A 15,956-nucleotide genomic window follows, 5' to 3' on the forward strand; every position below is an offset into this window, starting at 1 on the left:
CACCTGGGCCTGGACTGGGTCAACGAGCAACTGGCGCTCAGCCTGGGCGAGCCCACCGACGCCGCAGCCCAGGGCCTGCGCGGCCTGGTGCTGACCGAACCGGGCGCGCGCAATGTGGCGCCGGCCACCGTCGTGCCTGCCGGCCTGCTGCCCGCCCACCCCAACCCCCAGCGCTGGCGCGCTGACGACGGCGAGGCCTGGTTGCTGGCCCAATCGGCCCTGCGCGGCCTGGACCGTGGCGACGCGCCGCTGCTGCCGTGGCGGGCCGTGGTGCTGCAGCGCGAGGACGTGGCCCTCGCCCCGCTGTACCAGCTGACCTCTTCCATGCTGTGGGTGGGCATCGCCGCCGCGCTGCTGCTGGCCGCCGCGGGCTTCTGGGCCGCGCGCAGCTTGCTGGCGCCGTGGGGTCGCGTCTTCGACAGCGCGCTGGCCGACGCGGCCGTGGACACTCTGCTCGCGACGCTGGACATAGGCGGCCACGTGCTGGAGTGGAGCCGCGGTGCCGCGCAGCTCAGCGGTCACGCGCCTGCCGACGCCATGGGCCGCAAGCTGGACACGCTGCTGCCCGGCTTCGACGGCTGCGCCGCCTGGATGGGCGCCGCCCAGATCGACGGCTGGTGCGAGTTGCGCGTGCTGGGCCGCACGCCCGATGGCCGCGAACGCCGCTTCGAGGGCGCGCTCTACGCGCTGGGCGTGACGACCGGCTCGGCCCGCTTCGGCCTCATCCTGCGCGACGTCAGCGAGCGCGCCGCCCAGACCCGCCTCATCGAGGTCACCCGCGACGAGCTCACCCAGCTCAACCGCCGCCTGCTCGACCAGGAGAAGCGCACCAGCCGCCGACTCGCCCAGTCCCTGCACGACGAACTCGGCCAGACCCTGGCCGCGCTGCGCCTGCACTGGGAAGCCTGGCGCGGCGCCACTGCCGAGCAGCGCGAGCGCATGGACGAGCGCATCGCCAACCTCATCGTGCTGGCCAACCGCCAGGTGCGCGGCGTGCTGGCCGAGATGCGCCCGCCGCTGCTGGACGAACTCGGCCTGGCCGCCGCCATCGACAACGAGATCCGCCAGCACCAGGGCGGCGAGGGCGAGGCGCGCATCGAGCTGCAGGCCAGCGAGGCGGCCCAGCAGCAGCGCTGGCCGGCCGACATCGAATACGCCGTCTTCATGATCGCCCGCGAGGCGCTGCTGAACGCCATGCGCCACGCCGGCGCCCAGGCCATCACCGTGAGCCTGGAGGGCGATGAAGGCCAGCTGGAACTCGCCATCAGCGACGACGGCCAGGGCTTCCAGGCGGGCACCGGGCGGCCCGGCCATCTCGGCCTCATCGGCATGCGCGAGCGCGCCCTGGCCATCGGTGCCGATCTGCACATTGACGGCCGCCCCGGCCGTGGCACCATGGTTGCACTGACCTGGGACGCCACCGACGAGGCCGACGCCGATGAGCCGCATCTACCTGATCGATGACCACGCCATCATGCGCGACGGCCTGCGCATCGTGCTCGAGACGGCCGGCCACGAGGTCATCGGCGAGGCCGCCGGCCCCACGCCCGCCCTGGCCGACCTCGGCCGCCTGCTGCCCGACGTCGTGCTGCTGGACCTGCGCCTGGGCCAGCGCTCCGGCTTCGAGCTGCTGGATGAGCTGCGCAAGCGCGGCATGCAGCTGCGCGTCATCGTGCTGACCATGTCCGACCAGCCCCGCCACGTCGCCGAGGCGCTGCGCCTGGGCGCCTGGGGCTATCTGCTCAAGGGCTCGGCCAGCTCCGAGGTGTTGCAGGCCGTCAAGGCCGTGGCCGCCGGCGAGCGCTTCCTGAGCCCGCAGGCGGCCGAGTTCGCCGCCTCCATGCTGACCGGCGCCGGCACGGCCCCCGACGAGGAGGGCCTGTCGCCGCGCGAGCGCCAGATCCTGCTGATGGTGGCCCAGGGCGCCACCAGCGCCGCCATCGGCGAAGCCCTGCACCTCAGCCCCAAGTCCGTGGACACCTACCGCAGCCGGCTGATGAAGAAGCTCGGCTTGAACGACATCGCCGGCCTCGTCAAATGGGCCATTCGTGAGGGGCTGATCAGCCTGGACGAGAGCTAACCCTCCGGTATTTCGTTGCCCGCGTCACGCAGTGCCTTGACCCAGCGGCGGATGGTTGCGCGCAGGCTGCGTTGCTGCTGGCCATCCAGCGGCATTTGCCGGACCAGGTCCAGGGCTTGGTTCGGCTGCAGATAGCGGTGCTCGAGCATGGCCATGCAGAACTCGCGATCCTTGTCTCGGCCTGCCGCCGCCTTTGACATGAAGAGGTCCGGCAGGTCCAGGCAATAGCCGACCCGGCCGTTGGTGTTGCTGTTCTGAACTCGATGCACGCGCTGGAACCAGCCATCCGGCAGGATCGCCGTGTCGGGGCCGACGCCCTGCGCGTAGTAGCCGTTCTGTTCGTGGAACTGCGACCCCTCACCGATGGCGCCATCGATCTTGTCGGCCAGCTCAGGCGCCTGCAGAGGGTAGATGTCTGCTTCAGCCGAAGCCGTGAAGACCGGGTCAGGGTTGGGGACGGCACCCAGGATGGACTGGCTTCCCACGATGATGAATTCGTACTGGTCGGTCACGTCCGCACTCGCGCGGATGATGTGTTCCAGCTCCTCGCGGGTCACGGCGCTTCCCCATCGAGGTCGCCCCCAAGTCGCACGCCGCTCTTGAGTTCGCTGACTGCTGCCAGTATTTTCTGTCGCACTGCCGCAGGCAGGATGGTCGGCAGCGGCGAGGCCTGGCGCAACTCCTGCGCACGCCGCGTGCGACCCAGCACCTTGCGCCAGTTGCGGCCTTGAAGAATGTGTTGCCACTCCTCCCACAGGCTCGCGGAGAGAGAAGAGGGCTTGGTGCTCAGCCAGAGTTGCAGCGTCGCCTTGGCCTTGTCGAGCAGCGCAGGACTGCGCTTCACGGCCCGGACCGCCTCCGCATGCAGAGCGATGCTTTGGAGGTCCTGGATCTGGTGGCGGGACTCGTCGGCGGAGACAAGCACTTGCACGACGGGCTTGCTGCGCTTGGAACGAGCTGCCGCTGAGCCTGATGAGGCCGGCTGCAGCGCATCGCCGGCCAACAGTGCAAGCTCGCCACTGACACCCAGCACCGCCATGACCCGCAGATACGTCCCGATGGCAGTGCCTGGGTCGCCGGCTTCAACCGCGCTGAGCGTGGAGCGAGAAACGCCGACGCGGCTCGCCATCTCGACTGTGCCAATGCCTTTTTCCTGGCGCAGGCGCTTGAGACGGTCGCTCAGTTGCAGCAGCAGCTGGCGGTCCAGCAACGAGAGACTGGTCGTGGTCATTTGTCCAATATTTTAGGCAAAACTTGCAAATTTGCCTACTTTGTTGGACAGCTGATCGAATGGATTCCCTTCAGCTTGCTGGGGCTGGCTGTTGCGGTGTCGGCAAGGGCTGCGCCGAGTTACCTCATGGTCGGTCCACTCCTACAGCACCGGGGCGCCCGGCCCGACTGTGCCGGCAGGCGCCGCCATGCATATTGGAGCCATGGTGCACAGCACCTGGCGGAGCAGGCCAAGGCCGGCCCCGTGACCCGTGTTCAACCCTGTCAGGAGTTCCATCATGGCCAGCGTCACCCCCACCATCTCTTCCTCCAAGGTCGAAGGCACCAAGGTCTACAGCCCCAGCGGCGACAAGCTCGGCTCCATCGACGACCTCGTCATCGACAAGAAGTCCGGCCAGGTCCGCTACGCCGCGCTGGAGTTCGGCGGCTTCCTCGGCATGGGCACCGACCGCTACCCCCTGCCCTGGGACCAGCTGAAGTACGACACCAGCAAGGACGGCTATGTCGTCAATGTCGACAAGGCCCAGCTGGAGCGCGCACCGCGCTACCCCAACGACGAAGCGCCCACCTACAACGACGAGTACGGCCGCAAGGTCTATGACTACTACGGCTCGACCTGGTGGATGTAAGCCGGCCCTTGCCGTTTGCTGATTGAAGGGGCGGCGCTGCCGCCCCTTTTCATTGACCCCCGGAGGCCACCATGCCCGACCCGACCCGCTCGCCCCCCATCCCGCCCGAACCCGCCACCACCGCCCCGCAGTCCGGCGACGTCGAAAGGCCGACCGCCAAGCAGCGGCCCGCCCGCGACGTGAAGGACGGCGCCTTCGATGACTCGGTAGCCGGCGAGGAAGACCCCGGTGCCGGCATCGACACCATGACGCCGCGGCACGGCCGCTAGCCGCCCAGCAAGCGCATCAGCGGCGACGCGCCGTGCGATACGGCGCGTTCGTCCTGCTCGTCCTTCAAGCCCACGCCACTGAGTTGGCGTGTTCGCGCTTGTTGCAGCAGGCCGTGCAGCTTGGCCGCAGCTGCGTGCGGTGCCAGGCCTTCGGGGCGCACGTTGGAAATGCAGTTGCGCTCGGCATCCAGCAGGCCCGGGCGCGGCGCCCAGCTGAAATAGACGCCCAGGCTGTCCGGTGCCGACAGGCCCGGGCGCTCGCCGATCAGCACGACCACGCAACGCGCCTTCAGCAGCGCCCCCACCTCGTCGCCCAGCGCCACGCGCGCCTGCGTCGCCACCACGGGCGGCGCCCAGGTCCAACTGCCCACCTGCAACAGCCGCTCGCGCAGCGCCGTGAACAGCGGCAAGGCCTGGCGCTGCAACGCCAGGGCCGAGAGGCCGTCGGCCAGCACGAAGGCCAGATCGCTTTCGGGCGCCTGCAATGCGGCCAGGGCCGTGGCGCTGGCGTCGGCCAGATGCCGGCCGAGGTCGGGCCGCTGCAGATAGACCGCCCGGTCCGCTGCCCGGCTTTGCACCTGCAGCGGCGCCTCGCCGAGCGCGCGCAGGCCGGCCAGCAGCGCCGGCGCATCCAGCGGCGCGTGCACCGCGTCGCGCGCCTCGGCGTGGGCCTGCTGGAAGGCGAGGTGGGCGGCGGTGGGCACACTGGCGCCGGCACGACCCAGGCCGATGCGTGCGGCCGTGTAGCGGCGCAGACTGGACCAGGGTTGCTCGGCGACGCTCACTGGTGCACCCTTCGGCCTGCGGCCTGTCCCGCCAAGCGGGAGCGAGCTTGCTTGGAGCGGCCCGGCGCTGAGCTCATGCCTGCTCCGGCAGCGCCGCCAGCATTGACGCGAATGGCGCCGGCAATCCGTCCGCCAGCCGCGGCACGTCACCCGCCTCGAAGATGCCCACCCGTTGCAGCCAGGCCTCGAACTCCGGCGCCGGCCGCAAGCCCAGCAGGCGGCGCATCGCCAGCGCGTCGTGGAAGCTGGTGCTCTGGTAGCCCAGCATGATGTCGTCCGAGCCCGGCACGCCCATGATGTAGTTGCAGCCACTGGCGCACAGCAGCGTCAGCAGGCTGTCGACGTCGTCCACGTCCGCCTCGGCATGGTTGGTGAAGCACACGTCCACGCCCATCGGCAGGCCCAGCAGCTTGCCGCAGCAGTGGTCCTCAAGCCCGGCGCGCAGGATCTGCTTGCCGTCGAACAAATACTCCGGCCCGATGAAACCGACGACGCTGTTGACCAGCAGCGGCTCGAAGCGCCGCGCCACCGCGTAGGCGCGGCACTCCAGCGTCTGCTGGTCGCAGCCGTGGTGGGCACCGCTGGACAGGGCGCTGCCCTGGCCGGTCTCGAAGTACATCACCTGCCGCCCACCGCGCTTCAATGCCAGCGCCGCTTGCTGCGCTTCCTCCAGCAGCGCCAGCGTGATGCCGAAGCCGCGGTTGGCGCCTTCGGTGCCGGCGATGGACTGGAACACCAGGTCCACCGGCGCACCGCGGTGGATGGCTTCCAGTGTCGTCGTCACATGCGTGAGCACGCAGCTCTGCGTCGGGATCTCGTGGCGGGCGATGACGGCGTCCAGCATTTGCAGCAGGCGCATCACCTGCGGCAGGTTGTCCGTTGCCGGGTTGATGCCGATGACCGCGTCGCCCGCGCCCATCAGCAGGCCGTCCAACAGGCTGGCCGCGATGCCGGCCTCGTCGTCGGTCGGGTGGTTGGGCTGCAGCCGCGTGGCCAGCCGCCCGCGCAGGCCCAGCGTGCTGCGGAACTGCGTGACGACCTCGCAGCGCCGCGCGATCAGCATCAGGTCCTGCACGCGGCAGAGCTTGCTGACGGCGGCCACCATCTCGGGCGTCAGGCCGGCGGCAATCTGCGCCGGCTCGAGGCCTTCAGCCAGCAGCGCATCGCGCAGGCCGCCCACGGTCAGGTGGGCGATGGGTGCGAAGGCAGTGGCGTCGTGCGTGTCGACGATGAGCCGCGTGACCTCGTCGCTTTCATAGGGCACGACGGCTTCGCTCAGAAAGTCCTTCAGCGGCAGATCGGCCAGCGCCAGCTGCGCCGCGACCCGCTCGCGCGCGTTGGCAGCCGCCACGCCGGCCAGCTCGTCGCCCGAGCGCCGTGGGCTGGCGCGGGCCAGCAGGGTGCGCAGATCAGCGAACTGGAAGCGCTCGCCGGCGAGGGTATGCGAATGGCCCATGGCTCGAGTGTGCGCAAAAGCCGGGGCCGCTGCATGAACAAGCGGTGACGCGGTGTCGAGAAACTTGACGCCACGCCGCCGCGGCCCGCACCGCGCCGGTGCAAGTGGCTGTGGGCGTTGGCGTTTCCCGACCGGGCTCGCGACTTGCATGCCCGGCCCCGCACTCCAACAAGAGGTGGTTTCATGAAGGTATCCGCTCCCCTGGCCACCTGGCTGCGTCGTGGTCTTGCCGGCTGGCTGATGGCCTGTGTGGCCGCTGCAGCGAGCGCAGCGCCCGCCTGGGTCGAATCCAACGCACTGCAGAGCACGCTGGACAGCAACTGGACCTATGCCTCCGACGCCGTCGCCCGCACCGCCGCGGTCACCTTCCACGACCAGGTCGCCACCAACACCGGCGCCAGCGCCGCCCACCTCGGCATGTATCTGGGCTGGGCCTGGAGCTACGAGTCCAGCGGCACCGCCACTTCCCTGCTTTGGAGCAACGCCGACCAGGCCTTCGTCGGCGGCGGCGTCAAGCTCAGCATCGGCGGCGCGACCGGCAGCCTGAAGCTCGGCGACGTCGGCAACGACAGCTGGATCGGCAATCCCTGGACGCCGGGCGGCGTGGCCGCCGGCATCGCCACCCAGGCCGACTGGGTCGTGCCGCTGTTCGACTTCGGCCAGATTGGCGCTGGCTCCAGCGTGCTCTACGACATCACGCTGAACTTCAGCTTCGCCACCCAGGCCGCCTTCGACGACTGGGACCGCGGCGGCAGCTTCTACTTGGGCGGCCAGGGCGTGGCCTTGCTGCCCGAGCCGGCCAGCCTGGCGCTGGTGCTGCTGGCTTTGCTGGCGCTGGTGGCCAGCGTCAGGCCCCGCACCCGCTAAACGCCGCGGCGGGGCTCCGCAAGCCTGAGGATGCCCCGCGCGGCCATGCCGGCTAGCGTGGCGGACTTTCCTGCACAGCGCGAGGCGGCCATGGACGACGACAAGATTTCCCGGCGGGTCAAATGGGGCGTGATCGGCCTGCTGGCGGTCTGCGCCGTGCTGGCCCTCATGTTGACGTTTCCAAACAGGAGCAGCGACTCCGCCCTCTGGTTTGTCGGCCTGCTGGTGTTGACGGCCACCGCGCTGACGCTGACGGCCATCGTCTTCGGCGGCCTCAAGCTCAACGATCCCAGCGAGGCCTTTGGCCTGCCGTCGGGCTCGGTGCGCACGCTGCTGGCTGTCGGTGTGATGGTGCTGTTCGCCGTGTTCGGCCTCAAGTTCTTTGGCGACCCCGAGAACCAGGCCAGTCAATCCCGCCTGGGCGACAAGCCCTTCGAGCAGACCGAGGTGGCGGCGGCGAGGCTGGCTGACGAACTGGCGCGCTACAAGGAGGTGCCGTCCGTGTTGCCCGTCGTCGTGTCACCTGGCCGCGTGGCGTCGGGCACCGACCCCGGCGCCAATGCCAAGCTCAATCTGTATGCGGTGAAGCCCGGCCGGCCGGCGGAGGCCGTGGACGCCCAGAAGCAACTGCTCACCGCCATCATCACCTTGCTCACCACGGTCGTCGGCTTCTACTTCGGCAGCAAGAGCGCCGGCGACGGCATGCGCGGGCGGGCCGATGGCGGCACGCCGCCAGCCGACCCCGCCCTGCAGCGGCAGCAGGCGGCTTTGACGACCGAGCGTGACGGCCTGGAAGCTCACATCAAGAGCGATCGCGAGACCCTGGACGGGCTGCGCAACGCACAGGGTGACATCGAGCCCGCCAGGAAGGAGCTGCTCGACGCCGCGCAGAAGCAGTCGGACGGCCTGGACGCCTTGCGCGACCAATTGGCCCGCGCACTGACGGAAGCCCAGACCCGCATCGGCGCCATCACCGCGGCACCGGCCGGTGGCGAAGCCGCGGCGCGCGAAGCCGCCCAGAAGACCCTGGCGCGGGCCAACGATGAGCTCGACAAGCTGAAGCAGGCGGCCCAGCAGTTCGAAGCCGCCGTGGCCCAGCTGCGCGGGACCTGATCAGACCCAGGTCTGCGCCACCGCATCCCGCACCGCCGCCACGGCCGGTGCGGCCATGGCCGCCGGGCTGCTGATCCAGCAGAACCACGTCGGCGCGGCCCAGCCCGGCCAGATGCGGGCCTGGCCGGCGGTCTCCATCAGCACGGCCTGGTCGCGCCTGACCATGCCGGCGCCCATGCCCGCGGCCACCATGCCGCGCACGGCCACCTCGGTGTCGGCCTGCAAGCCCACCTCCAGCACGGCACCGGCCTGGGTGAAGAGGCGTTCCTGGTGGATGCGCAGGCCGCAGTCGGGCGGCGTCGTCACCCAGGGCAGGGCGGCCAGGCCGGCCAGGTCGGGCGGCAGGCCGCCGCTCAGCAGCAGGCGCTGCGGCACCACGGGCACGATCTCGCAGGCCTGCAGGCGCCGCAGCTCCAGGCCTTCGATCTCGGCGTGCTCGTGCAGCACGCAGGCGCAGTCCAGCTCGCCCTTGCGCACGGCGGCAATCGCGCGCAGCGACACCAGCTGCTGCAGTTGCAGCTGCACCCCCGGGTGGTGCTCGGCCAGGTGCACGAACACCTCGCCCAGGCGCAGGGCCACCGCGTCGCTGACCGTGCCCATGCGCACCTGGCCACGCGCCTCGCCACGGATCTGCGCGGCCGCGGCCTGCATGCCCTGGGCGGCCGAGAGTGTGCGCCGCGCCTCGGCCAGCAGGCGCTCGCCGGCGGGCGTCAGCGCCATGCCGCGCGCGCTGCGCTCGAACAGCTTCACGCCGAACTCGTCCTCCAGCGCCTTCAGCTGGGCGCTGACCGCCGGCGGGCTGGTGAACACGCGCTCGGCCGCCCGCGTCAGATTGCCCTCGGTGGCCACGGCGACAAAGGTCTTGAGCTGGTAGATCTCCATGGCCTGCATTCTGGGCACAGCTGCCGTGGGGCGCTTGCGGTTTTTCCGAACGGGGCGGTCGGCCGAAACGAATGGATGGTTTCGCGCGCGGCGCCCAGACTGATTCCCATCGAAATCCGTCTGGAGCAACTCCATGACTGCCAACTCCAACCCCCGCGCCATCGTCGCCCTGCTGCTCGCCACCTCGGCCTGGGGCAGCCTCTTCCTGATCGGCAAGCCCGTCGTCGCCCAGCTTGATCCGGTCTGGTTCACGCTGGTGCGCTACGTCCTCGCCACCAGCGTGCTGGCCCTGCTGGTGCACTTTGCCGGCAGTGAGCCCTGGGCCAAGCTGCGCCGCCACGCGCTGCGCCACAGCCTCGTCGGCCTGGCCGGCTATGGCGTGTTCAGCATCATGGTCTTCCACGGGCTGCGCCTGTCGCTGCCGTCGCACGGCTCCGTCATCATGGCCACCATGCCCTTCACGACGCTGGGCCTGCGCTGGCTGCTGGACGGCCAACGCCCGCCGCTGCGCGCCGTGGCCGGCGCCGCCCTCGCACTGGCTGGTGTGGCCACCGTGGCCAACCTCATCGGCCAGGCTGGCGAAGTCAGCTCCCGCATGCTGCTGGGCGACGCCATCACGCTGGCCGGCACGCTGGGCTGGGTGTTCTACACGCGCTCCATGGCCAAGCTGCCCGACCACAGCCCGCTGGAGTACGCCGCCTTGACGGCGATCGGCGCCCTGCCCTGGCTGGCCGTGGCCGCAGTGCTGGCCACCCTCGTGGGCTGGGCTCCCGCCCCGTCACCCGAACTGGTGCTGGGCCTGGCGCCGAAGCTCGTCTACATCGCCCTCATCCCCACCGTGCTGGGCGTGCTGGCCTTCAACGCCGGCGTCAAGCAGCTCGGCGCGCCCATGGGCACGCTGTTCCTGAACATGGTGCCGGTGTCCGTCATCGCCGTGCGGGCCGTGCTCGGCGAGGCACCGCATGCCAACGAGATCGCCGGCGCCGCCCTCGTCGGCCTGGGCCTGGCGCTGACGGTCTGGACGCCCAAGGCCGCGCCGATGGTGGCTCCGCGCTCGCTCGGCACGGTGCCCTGCACGCGCTGAGGCTCACAGCCCTGTCATGCCCGCGGCCTAGGCTCGGCGGTTCAACCCGCCGACGCCCATGCTGCTCACCAACCTTCCACCCTGGGCCTGGGCCCTGCTCGCCGGTGCCGCGCTGGCGGCCGCCATCACCGCCCTGCAGGGCAAATTGCTGTTCGGCCGCACCTGGGTCATCCGCCGCACCGACCCCGGCCCCGCCGCCGCGCGGCGCCGCGCCGAGGCCGTCTGGCTGGAGCGGCCCGGCGGCGTGCGCCTGCAGGGCTGGCTGACCTTGCCGCTCGATGCGCCGCCACCGCGCCGCCTGCTGCTGTGGTTTGGCGGGCGCAACGAGCACGTCGCCTGGACGCCCGACCTCGCCGGCTGGCTGCCCGACGACTGCGCGCTGCTGGCCTTCAACTACCGCAGCCTCGGCGAGAGCGGCGGCTGGCCCAGCGAGGCCGCCTGCGTGGCCGATGCCGAAGCCGCCGCGGCCTGGGGGCTGGCCCGGCTGGATCTGCCGCCCGGCGCCCTGCACCTGGCCGGCCGCAGCCTGGGCACCGGCGTGGCCATGCAGCTCGCCGCTCGCTTGGCTGCGGCGGGCCGGCCGGTGGCCAGCGTCGCGCTGATCAGCCCGCTGAAGAGCCTGCGCGCGGTGCTGCGGCGCAACCTGCTGATCGCACCGCTGACGCCCTGGCTGCGCTCACCGCTGGACAGCGTCGCCGCCGCGCGGGCGGTGAAGGGCGGCGATGTGCTGGTGCTGCTGGCCGAACGCGACAACCAGGTGCCGCTGGCGCATTCGCACACCCTCGTGCAGGCCCTGCAGCGCGCCGGCGCGGCCGTCACCGTGCACCAGTTCGCCGGCACCAACCACCGCAGCCTGGCGCGCACGCCCGCGGCGATGCAGCGGCTGGGTGGCTGGCTGCTTACGGAAGAGCCGGCGCCAGATCCAGCCGCATGATGGCCTGGTGCAGCGCTTCCACGGCAAAGCCGCAGCGCAGCAGCGCCTCGCCGCCCAGGTCGCCGCGCTGCAGGGCCGGCACGCTGACCTTGGCGCCGGGGTAGGCCGCCAGCAGCGCCTGCATCAGGGTCTCGGCGTCCTGCTGGGCAGGGTTGCGGTCGCTGCTTTTGTCGATCAGCGAGCGCACGATGACGCCCTCCTCCTGGTCGCCCGTGAACACCAGTTGCGCGCTGCCGCGCCGCCAGGCTGTCCAGGGCACCGTCAGCACGCCCACGACATCGGCGCACACCTGCAGCGGCAGGTCGACTATGGTTCCCTCCGCCTCGCGCAGCCAAGCCAGCGCCTCGGCGGGGGTGCAGGCCAGTTCGGCCAACGGCGGGCGGGCCTCGCCGGCTTCGGCCATGCGCTGGTAGCCGTGCAAGGCATGCCGCTCCACGAAGCCATGGCGGCGGTACAGGCGGGCGGCGCGCTCGTTCTGCACGAACACCTCCAGCTCCACCGCCTTCAAGCCGGCCTCGCGGCCTCGCTGCACGAAGTCCTCCAGCAACTGCACCGCCGCGCCGCTGCCGCGCGCCTCCGGCACCGCGCCCATGGTGCCCAGCCGCCACCGCTGGAGCGCCGGCCGCGGCGCCACCAGCGCGAAGGCGAGCACGCTGCCGTCGGAACTGACCGCCGCACGCCCCAGGCCCAGGTCCACGCCCTGGCGCAGCACAAAGCCCGGCCATTGGTCCAAGGCCAGGTTGAAGGGGCCGATCAGATAGTCGGCAAAGGCTCGCACAAAAGCCGCGTGCAGGGCCTCGGGGGCGAGCTGGTCGGTGGGAACGAGGGAGAAGGTGGTCATGGGAGCATCGAGCGCGAACGGCCCGGGCATTCTGGCCATGCCTTGCCTTCGGCCTCAAAGTCATGCGGACCTTGCTCAATAGCTTGAGCGCCGCCCGTAACTCCCCGGTGGAAGAATCGGCCGCAACATGATCATGAAGAAGACGCTGCAGACCCTCGCCGTGGCCGCCACCGTTGCCACGGCTTCGGTGCCCGCCCAGGCCGGCGACGGCCAGTTCTCGCTGCTGGTGCTGGCCATGCCCACCAAGTACCACTACGAGTACATCCCGATCGCGCGGGACAGCTTCGAGAAGCTCGCCAAGCTGCACGCCTTCGAGTTGACCTGGACGGCCCAGCCCGGCGCCTTCGAGGGCGACCTGAGCAAGTACGCGGCGGTCGTGCTGCTGAACAGCTCGGGCGAGGAATTCAACGAGGCCCAGCGCGCCGGCCTGGAGCGCTACATGAAGGCCGGCGGCAACGCCGTCGTCGTGCACCGCGCCATCATCAGCAAGCCGGGCCTGTGGCCCTGGTACGAGAAGCTGGTGGGCCGCTCCTTCGTCATCCACCCCATGCTGCAGACGGCCGTCGTCACCAAGGCCGACGCCAGCCACCCCGCCACCTTCGGCCTGCCGGACCGCTGGATCTGGAGCGACGAGTGGTACGAGTTCAGCAACCCGCACGGCGTGAAGATCAACCCCGTGCTGGCCGTGGACGAGCGCACGTACGACCCCACCAAGATCTGGCCCGGCCAGGTTGCCAAAGGCATGGGCGCCGACCACCCGGTGAGCTGGTGGCACCCCTACGAGAACGGCCGCGTGTTCGTCACGGCGCTGGGGCACAACGTCGAGGTGTACAAGGATCCGCGGTACCTGGATCACCTGTGGGGTGGGGTGTGGTGGGCGGCGACGGGTTTGGGCGTCTCACCCAAACCCTGAAAGTCGACCCAGCCGATATTTACGCTTTATCGGCCAAGTCGATATTTGGCTTACATCGACTAAATCGATACGACGCAAAACCGGCCAGATCGAGATCGCCCCATGACGCAACGCCTTATCTACTCGCTCGAGCAACTTGCCGTGCTGCTTAAGACCACCCGCAAGGCGCGTCGGCTCACCCAGGGCGAATTGGCCGCGCGGATAGGCCTGAGCGCCAACCGCTTCTCTGAATTGGAATCGGACCTGGGCGCGCTGAGTGTGCAGCGCATGTTCGAGCTGACCCAGGCACTGGGTTTGGAAATCTTCATAGCCAATGCCGACAGTGCCGCCAGCCCTCCCGCAGACGCCACGCCGGCGCAGTGGTGACATGGCTGGCGCCCCTCCTCGCATGCCAAGGCGCTTACCTTCTGGGCGGCATGGTGCGCCGCTCGCTCACAGCGCCGGGGCACAAATTCGAGATGTACCGCGAGGCGCGGTACCTGGGCTACGCGTTACTTCGAGAACCAGCCGACGATGCGCTGCTTGATGCGCAGGAAGAAGCCGGCGCGCTCCACGTCGGCCAGCGCGACGACCGGCACCTCGCCGAGCGCCTTGCCGTTGGCCACCGCGACCAGCTTGCCGATCACGGCGCCCTTGGCGATGGGTGCCTCGAGGCCCGGGTTCAGCGTCACCTCGGTCTTCACTGCGGCGGCCTGGCCCTTGGGCACCACCAGCGTCCACGGCTTGGCCATGCCCGCCGCCACCTCGGGCGCCACGCCGTACACCACCTTGGCGTTGGCCAGCGCCACGCCCGGCTGCGCCGGCGTCGCCTCCTCGAAGTTGGCGTAACCCCAGTTGAACAACACCCGGGTCTGGTCGGCGCGGGCCTGCTTGCTGTTCGCGTTCATGATGACGGAGATCAGGCGCATGCCATTGCGCTTGGACGAGGCGGTCAGGCAATAGCCGGCGTCGTCCGTGTGCCCCGTCTTGAGCCCGTCGACGGTCGGGTCGGTGTAAAGCAGCGCATTGCGGTTGCCCTGCTTGATCTTGTTGTACGTGAACTCGCGCTCGGCGTAGATCGGGTAGTACTCGGCGCTGTTGCGGATGATGGCCGCGGCCAGCACGGCCAGGTCCTTCGCCGAGGCCTTGTTGTTGGGGTCGGGCAGGCCGGCCGCGTTCGCGAAGTGCGTCTTCGTCATGCCGAGCTTGGCGGCTTCGGCATTCATCAGCGTGACGAAGCCGGCCTCCGAGCCGCCGACGTGTTCGGCCAGCGCTTTGGAGGCGTCGTTGCCGCTGGCGATGACCACGCCGCGCAGCATGTCCATCAAGGAGGCCTTCTCGTTGAGCGGCACGAACATGCAGCTGTCGCCGTCCTTGCCGCCGCGGCACCAGGCGCTTTCGCTCATGGTGACCATCTCGTCGGGCTTGAGCTTGCCGTTCTTCAGGCCCTGCTCCACCAGATAGCTGGTCATCATCTTGGTCAGCGACGCGGGCGGCAGCGGCTCGTCCGGGTTGGACGACGCGAGCAGCTGGCCCGTGTTGTAGTCCATCAGCACCCACGCCTTGTTCTCGAGCACCGGCACCGACTGCCCGCTGGCGTCGGTCGTCATCGCCTGCTCGGCGGGGGCGGCCTTGGCCTTGCGGGCTGCAGCCGCGTGGGGCTTGGACTTGGCATGCGCCGCGCCGCTGGCGGCCCCGGCCATGCCGATCAGGATCGCGCTGGCAAGAAGGGAAGGGAGCAGAGGGGTAATGCGCAGGGTGCGGGGCATGGAGAGATGCTTGCTGAAGAAGCCGGTAGATGGCTCAGAGACGGGCGCTCAGAGACGGGCAGTTTGTGTGCTGGCGCGATGCGCACCCAGGGTTTGCCATCCGCTGGACGGGCCAGGGACGGCGGAACCGCGCCCGGGATGCCCTGGTCACGAGATCGCGCCAGGCGATTCGGGGCCCAATTGTGGCCGCTTGACCGTGCACCCGCCGGGCCGGCGACGGCGATCTCACGAATCTCTACAACTGCACCCGGCCTGCGGGGCCACTTCCGGTGGGTGACCGGGCTGCCGCAATCACTCACCGCCGTGAGCGCCCTCCACGGGCAAACTGCACCGCAACGCCTCTGAAGGGCCCGAGCACCGGCCCGCCGAACGCATGCAGCGCCGCCCACTGATCCTGTCGCCCTGGTTGTTGACCCTGCTGCCGCCGCTCAGCCGGGCCGCGCCCACGCCGACCGTGCTGCCGCTCTGGCCCGAGGGCGTGCCCGCCGCCGTGCGGCCGGATGCGCCAGCAGCGCGCGGCGACCTCGGCCCCGAGAGCGTGGACGCGAACGGCGCCATCGCCAACGTGTCGGTGCCCACGCTCACCGTCGTGCCGCCCGCCGTGGACAGACCCAACGGCACGGCCGTCATCCTGTGCCCGGGCGGCGGCTACCGCTACCTGTCGTGGCAGCGCGAGGGCCTGCAGTACGCCGCCTGGCTGAGCACGCTGGGCATCACCACCTTCATCCTGAAGAGCCGGCTGCAGGAGTGGGGCCACCCCGCGCCGCTGCAGGACGTGCTGCGCGCGCTGCGTCTGGTGCGCTCGCGCGCGGCCGAGTTCGGTGTCGACCCCCAGCGCATCGGCGTGATGGGCAGCTCCGCCGGCGGCCACCTGGCGGCCAGCGCCAGCACGCTGTTCGACCATGCCGACGGCCGCACTGGCGCCGCGCTGGACAACGCCAGCGCCCGGCCCGACTTCGCCGTCCTCGTCTACCCCGTCATCACGATGACCGACTCCTCCGCCCACGCCGGCTCGCGCCGCGCGCTGCTCGGTGCCAACCCCGCGCCCGCGCTGCTGGTACTCGCCTCGCTGGAGCAGCAGGTCACGGCCGCCACCCCGCCCACGGTGCTGCTGCACACGCAGGG

The 15,956-nt window shown here is 70.4% G+C and carries 18 protein-coding genes; 11 read left to right on the forward strand and 7 right to left on the reverse strand.

What is annotated here, in order from left to right; genetic code table 11:
- Window positions 1-1,464 (forward strand): sensor histidine kinase (locus tag AC1D2H_RS29055; protein WP_478013308.1); only part of this gene is annotated, 1,464 nt, incomplete at its 5' end.
- Window positions 1,439-2,080, forward strand: coding sequence for a response regulator (locus AC1D2H_RS29060; protein WP_477928872.1), 642 nt, complete (start codon window positions 1,439-1,441; stop codon window positions 2,078-2,080). The genes AC1D2H_RS29055 and AC1D2H_RS29060, both read left to right, overlap by 26 nt.
- Here AC1D2H_RS29060 and AC1D2H_RS29065 read toward each other — a convergent pair.
- Complete coding sequence (locus AC1D2H_RS29065) at window positions 2,077-2,637, reverse strand: DUF6036 family nucleotidyltransferase (protein ID WP_477928870.1); 561 nt, start codon at window positions 2,635-2,637, stop codon at window positions 2,077-2,079. The genes AC1D2H_RS29060 and AC1D2H_RS29065 overlap by 4 nt on opposite strands.
- On the reverse strand, window positions 2,634-3,311 hold the full coding sequence (locus tag AC1D2H_RS29070; RefSeq protein ID WP_477928868.1) for a helix-turn-helix transcriptional regulator: 678 nt from the start codon (window positions 3,309-3,311) through the stop codon (window positions 2,634-2,636). The genes AC1D2H_RS29065 and AC1D2H_RS29070 overlap by 4 nt, the downstream gene beginning before the upstream one ends.
- A gap of 277 nt (window positions 3,312-3,588) precedes the next feature.
- On the opposite strand from AC1D2H_RS29070, the gene AC1D2H_RS29075 reads away from it, so the two are divergent.
- Window positions 3,589-3,939 carry a PRC-barrel domain-containing protein gene (locus AC1D2H_RS29075; RefSeq protein ID WP_477928866.1) on the forward strand — a complete coding sequence of 117 codons (351 nt, stop codon included), beginning with the start codon at window positions 3,589-3,591 and terminating at the stop codon, window positions 3,937-3,939.
- A 71-nt stretch (window positions 3,940-4,010) separates the two neighbouring features.
- Entirely contained in the window at window positions 4,011-4,208 is a 198-nt protein-coding gene (locus AC1D2H_RS29080) for a hypothetical protein (RefSeq protein ID WP_477928864.1), read from the forward strand.
- Here the strand turns inward: AC1D2H_RS29080 and eutC are convergent.
- Window positions 4,205-4,993, reverse strand: coding sequence for an ethanolamine ammonia-lyase subunit EutC (gene eutC, locus AC1D2H_RS29085; protein ID WP_478013309.1), 789 nt, complete (start codon window positions 4,991-4,993; stop codon window positions 4,205-4,207). The two genes, AC1D2H_RS29080 and eutC, sit on opposite strands and share 4 nt — an antisense overlap.
- A 73-nt stretch (window positions 4,994-5,066) precedes the next feature.
- Window positions 5,067-6,449, reverse strand: coding sequence for an ethanolamine ammonia-lyase subunit EutB (locus AC1D2H_RS29090; RefSeq protein WP_478013310.1), 1,383 nt, complete (start codon window positions 6,447-6,449; stop codon window positions 5,067-5,069).
- 183 nt (window positions 6,450-6,632) lie between these two features.
- On the opposite strand from AC1D2H_RS29090, the gene AC1D2H_RS29095 reads away from it, so the two are divergent.
- Window positions 6,633-7,316 carry a hypothetical protein gene (locus tag AC1D2H_RS29095; protein ID WP_478013311.1) on the forward strand — a complete coding sequence of 228 codons (684 nt, stop codon included), beginning with the start codon at window positions 6,633-6,635 and terminating at the stop codon, window positions 7,314-7,316.
- Window positions 7,317-7,406: 90 nt separating this feature from the next.
- Window positions 7,407-8,429, forward strand: coding sequence for a hypothetical protein (locus AC1D2H_RS29100; RefSeq protein ID WP_478013312.1), 1,023 nt, complete (start codon window positions 7,407-7,409; stop codon window positions 8,427-8,429).
- Here AC1D2H_RS29100 and AC1D2H_RS29105 read toward each other — a convergent pair whose 3' ends face one another.
- Window positions 8,430-9,311: a LysR family transcriptional regulator gene (locus AC1D2H_RS29105; RefSeq protein WP_478013313.1), complete on the reverse strand. Its 882-nt coding sequence runs from the start codon at window positions 9,309-9,311 to the stop codon at window positions 8,430-8,432.
- Between the two features lie 133 nt (window positions 9,312-9,444).
- Here AC1D2H_RS29105 and AC1D2H_RS29110 point away from each other — a divergent pair, with 133 nt between their 5' ends.
- Together AC1D2H_RS29110 and AC1D2H_RS29115 are read left to right on the forward strand one after the other, a co-directional pair.
- On the forward strand, window positions 9,445-10,395 hold the full coding sequence (locus AC1D2H_RS29110) for a DMT family transporter (protein WP_478013314.1): 951 nt from the start codon (window positions 9,445-9,447) through the stop codon (window positions 10,393-10,395).
- A 58-nt stretch (window positions 10,396-10,453) separates the two neighbouring features.
- The gene (locus tag AC1D2H_RS29115; protein WP_478013315.1) at window positions 10,454-11,329 is read left to right on the forward strand and encodes an alpha/beta hydrolase family protein; all 876 of its coding nucleotides are present in this window, start codon (window positions 10,454-10,456) and stop codon (window positions 11,327-11,329) included.
- On the opposite strand, the gene AC1D2H_RS29120 is transcribed toward AC1D2H_RS29115, so the two are convergent.
- A complete protein-coding gene (locus AC1D2H_RS29120) occupies window positions 11,295-12,170 on the reverse strand; it encodes a GNAT family N-acetyltransferase (RefSeq protein ID WP_478013316.1) in 876 nt (291 codons plus the stop codon). The two genes, AC1D2H_RS29115 and AC1D2H_RS29120, sit on opposite strands and share 35 nt — an antisense overlap.
- 127 nt (window positions 12,171-12,297) lie before the next feature.
- On the opposite strand from AC1D2H_RS29120, the gene AC1D2H_RS29125 reads away from it, so the two are divergent.
- A complete protein-coding gene (locus AC1D2H_RS29125) occupies window positions 12,298-13,083 on the forward strand; it encodes a ThuA domain-containing protein (RefSeq protein ID WP_478013317.1) in 786 nt (261 codons plus the stop codon).
- 102 nt (window positions 13,084-13,185) lie between these two features.
- On the forward strand, window positions 13,186-13,449 hold the full coding sequence (locus AC1D2H_RS29130; protein ID WP_478013318.1) for a helix-turn-helix domain-containing protein: 264 nt from the start codon (window positions 13,186-13,188) through the stop codon (window positions 13,447-13,449).
- Window positions 13,450-13,574: 125 nt separating this feature from the next.
- On the opposite strand, the gene AC1D2H_RS29135 is transcribed toward AC1D2H_RS29130, so the two are convergent.
- Window positions 13,575-14,831: a D-alanyl-D-alanine carboxypeptidase family protein gene (locus tag AC1D2H_RS29135; protein ID WP_478013319.1), complete on the reverse strand. Its 1,257-nt coding sequence runs from the start codon at window positions 14,829-14,831 to the stop codon at window positions 13,575-13,577.
- Window positions 14,832-15,204: 373 nt separating this feature from the next.
- On the opposite strand from AC1D2H_RS29135, the gene AC1D2H_RS29140 reads away from it, so the two are divergent.
- Window positions 15,205-15,956 (forward strand): alpha/beta hydrolase (locus AC1D2H_RS29140; RefSeq protein WP_478013320.1); only part of this gene is annotated, 752 nt, incomplete at its 3' end.

The organism is Roseateles sp. P1_C1_2, assembly GCF_056406535.1.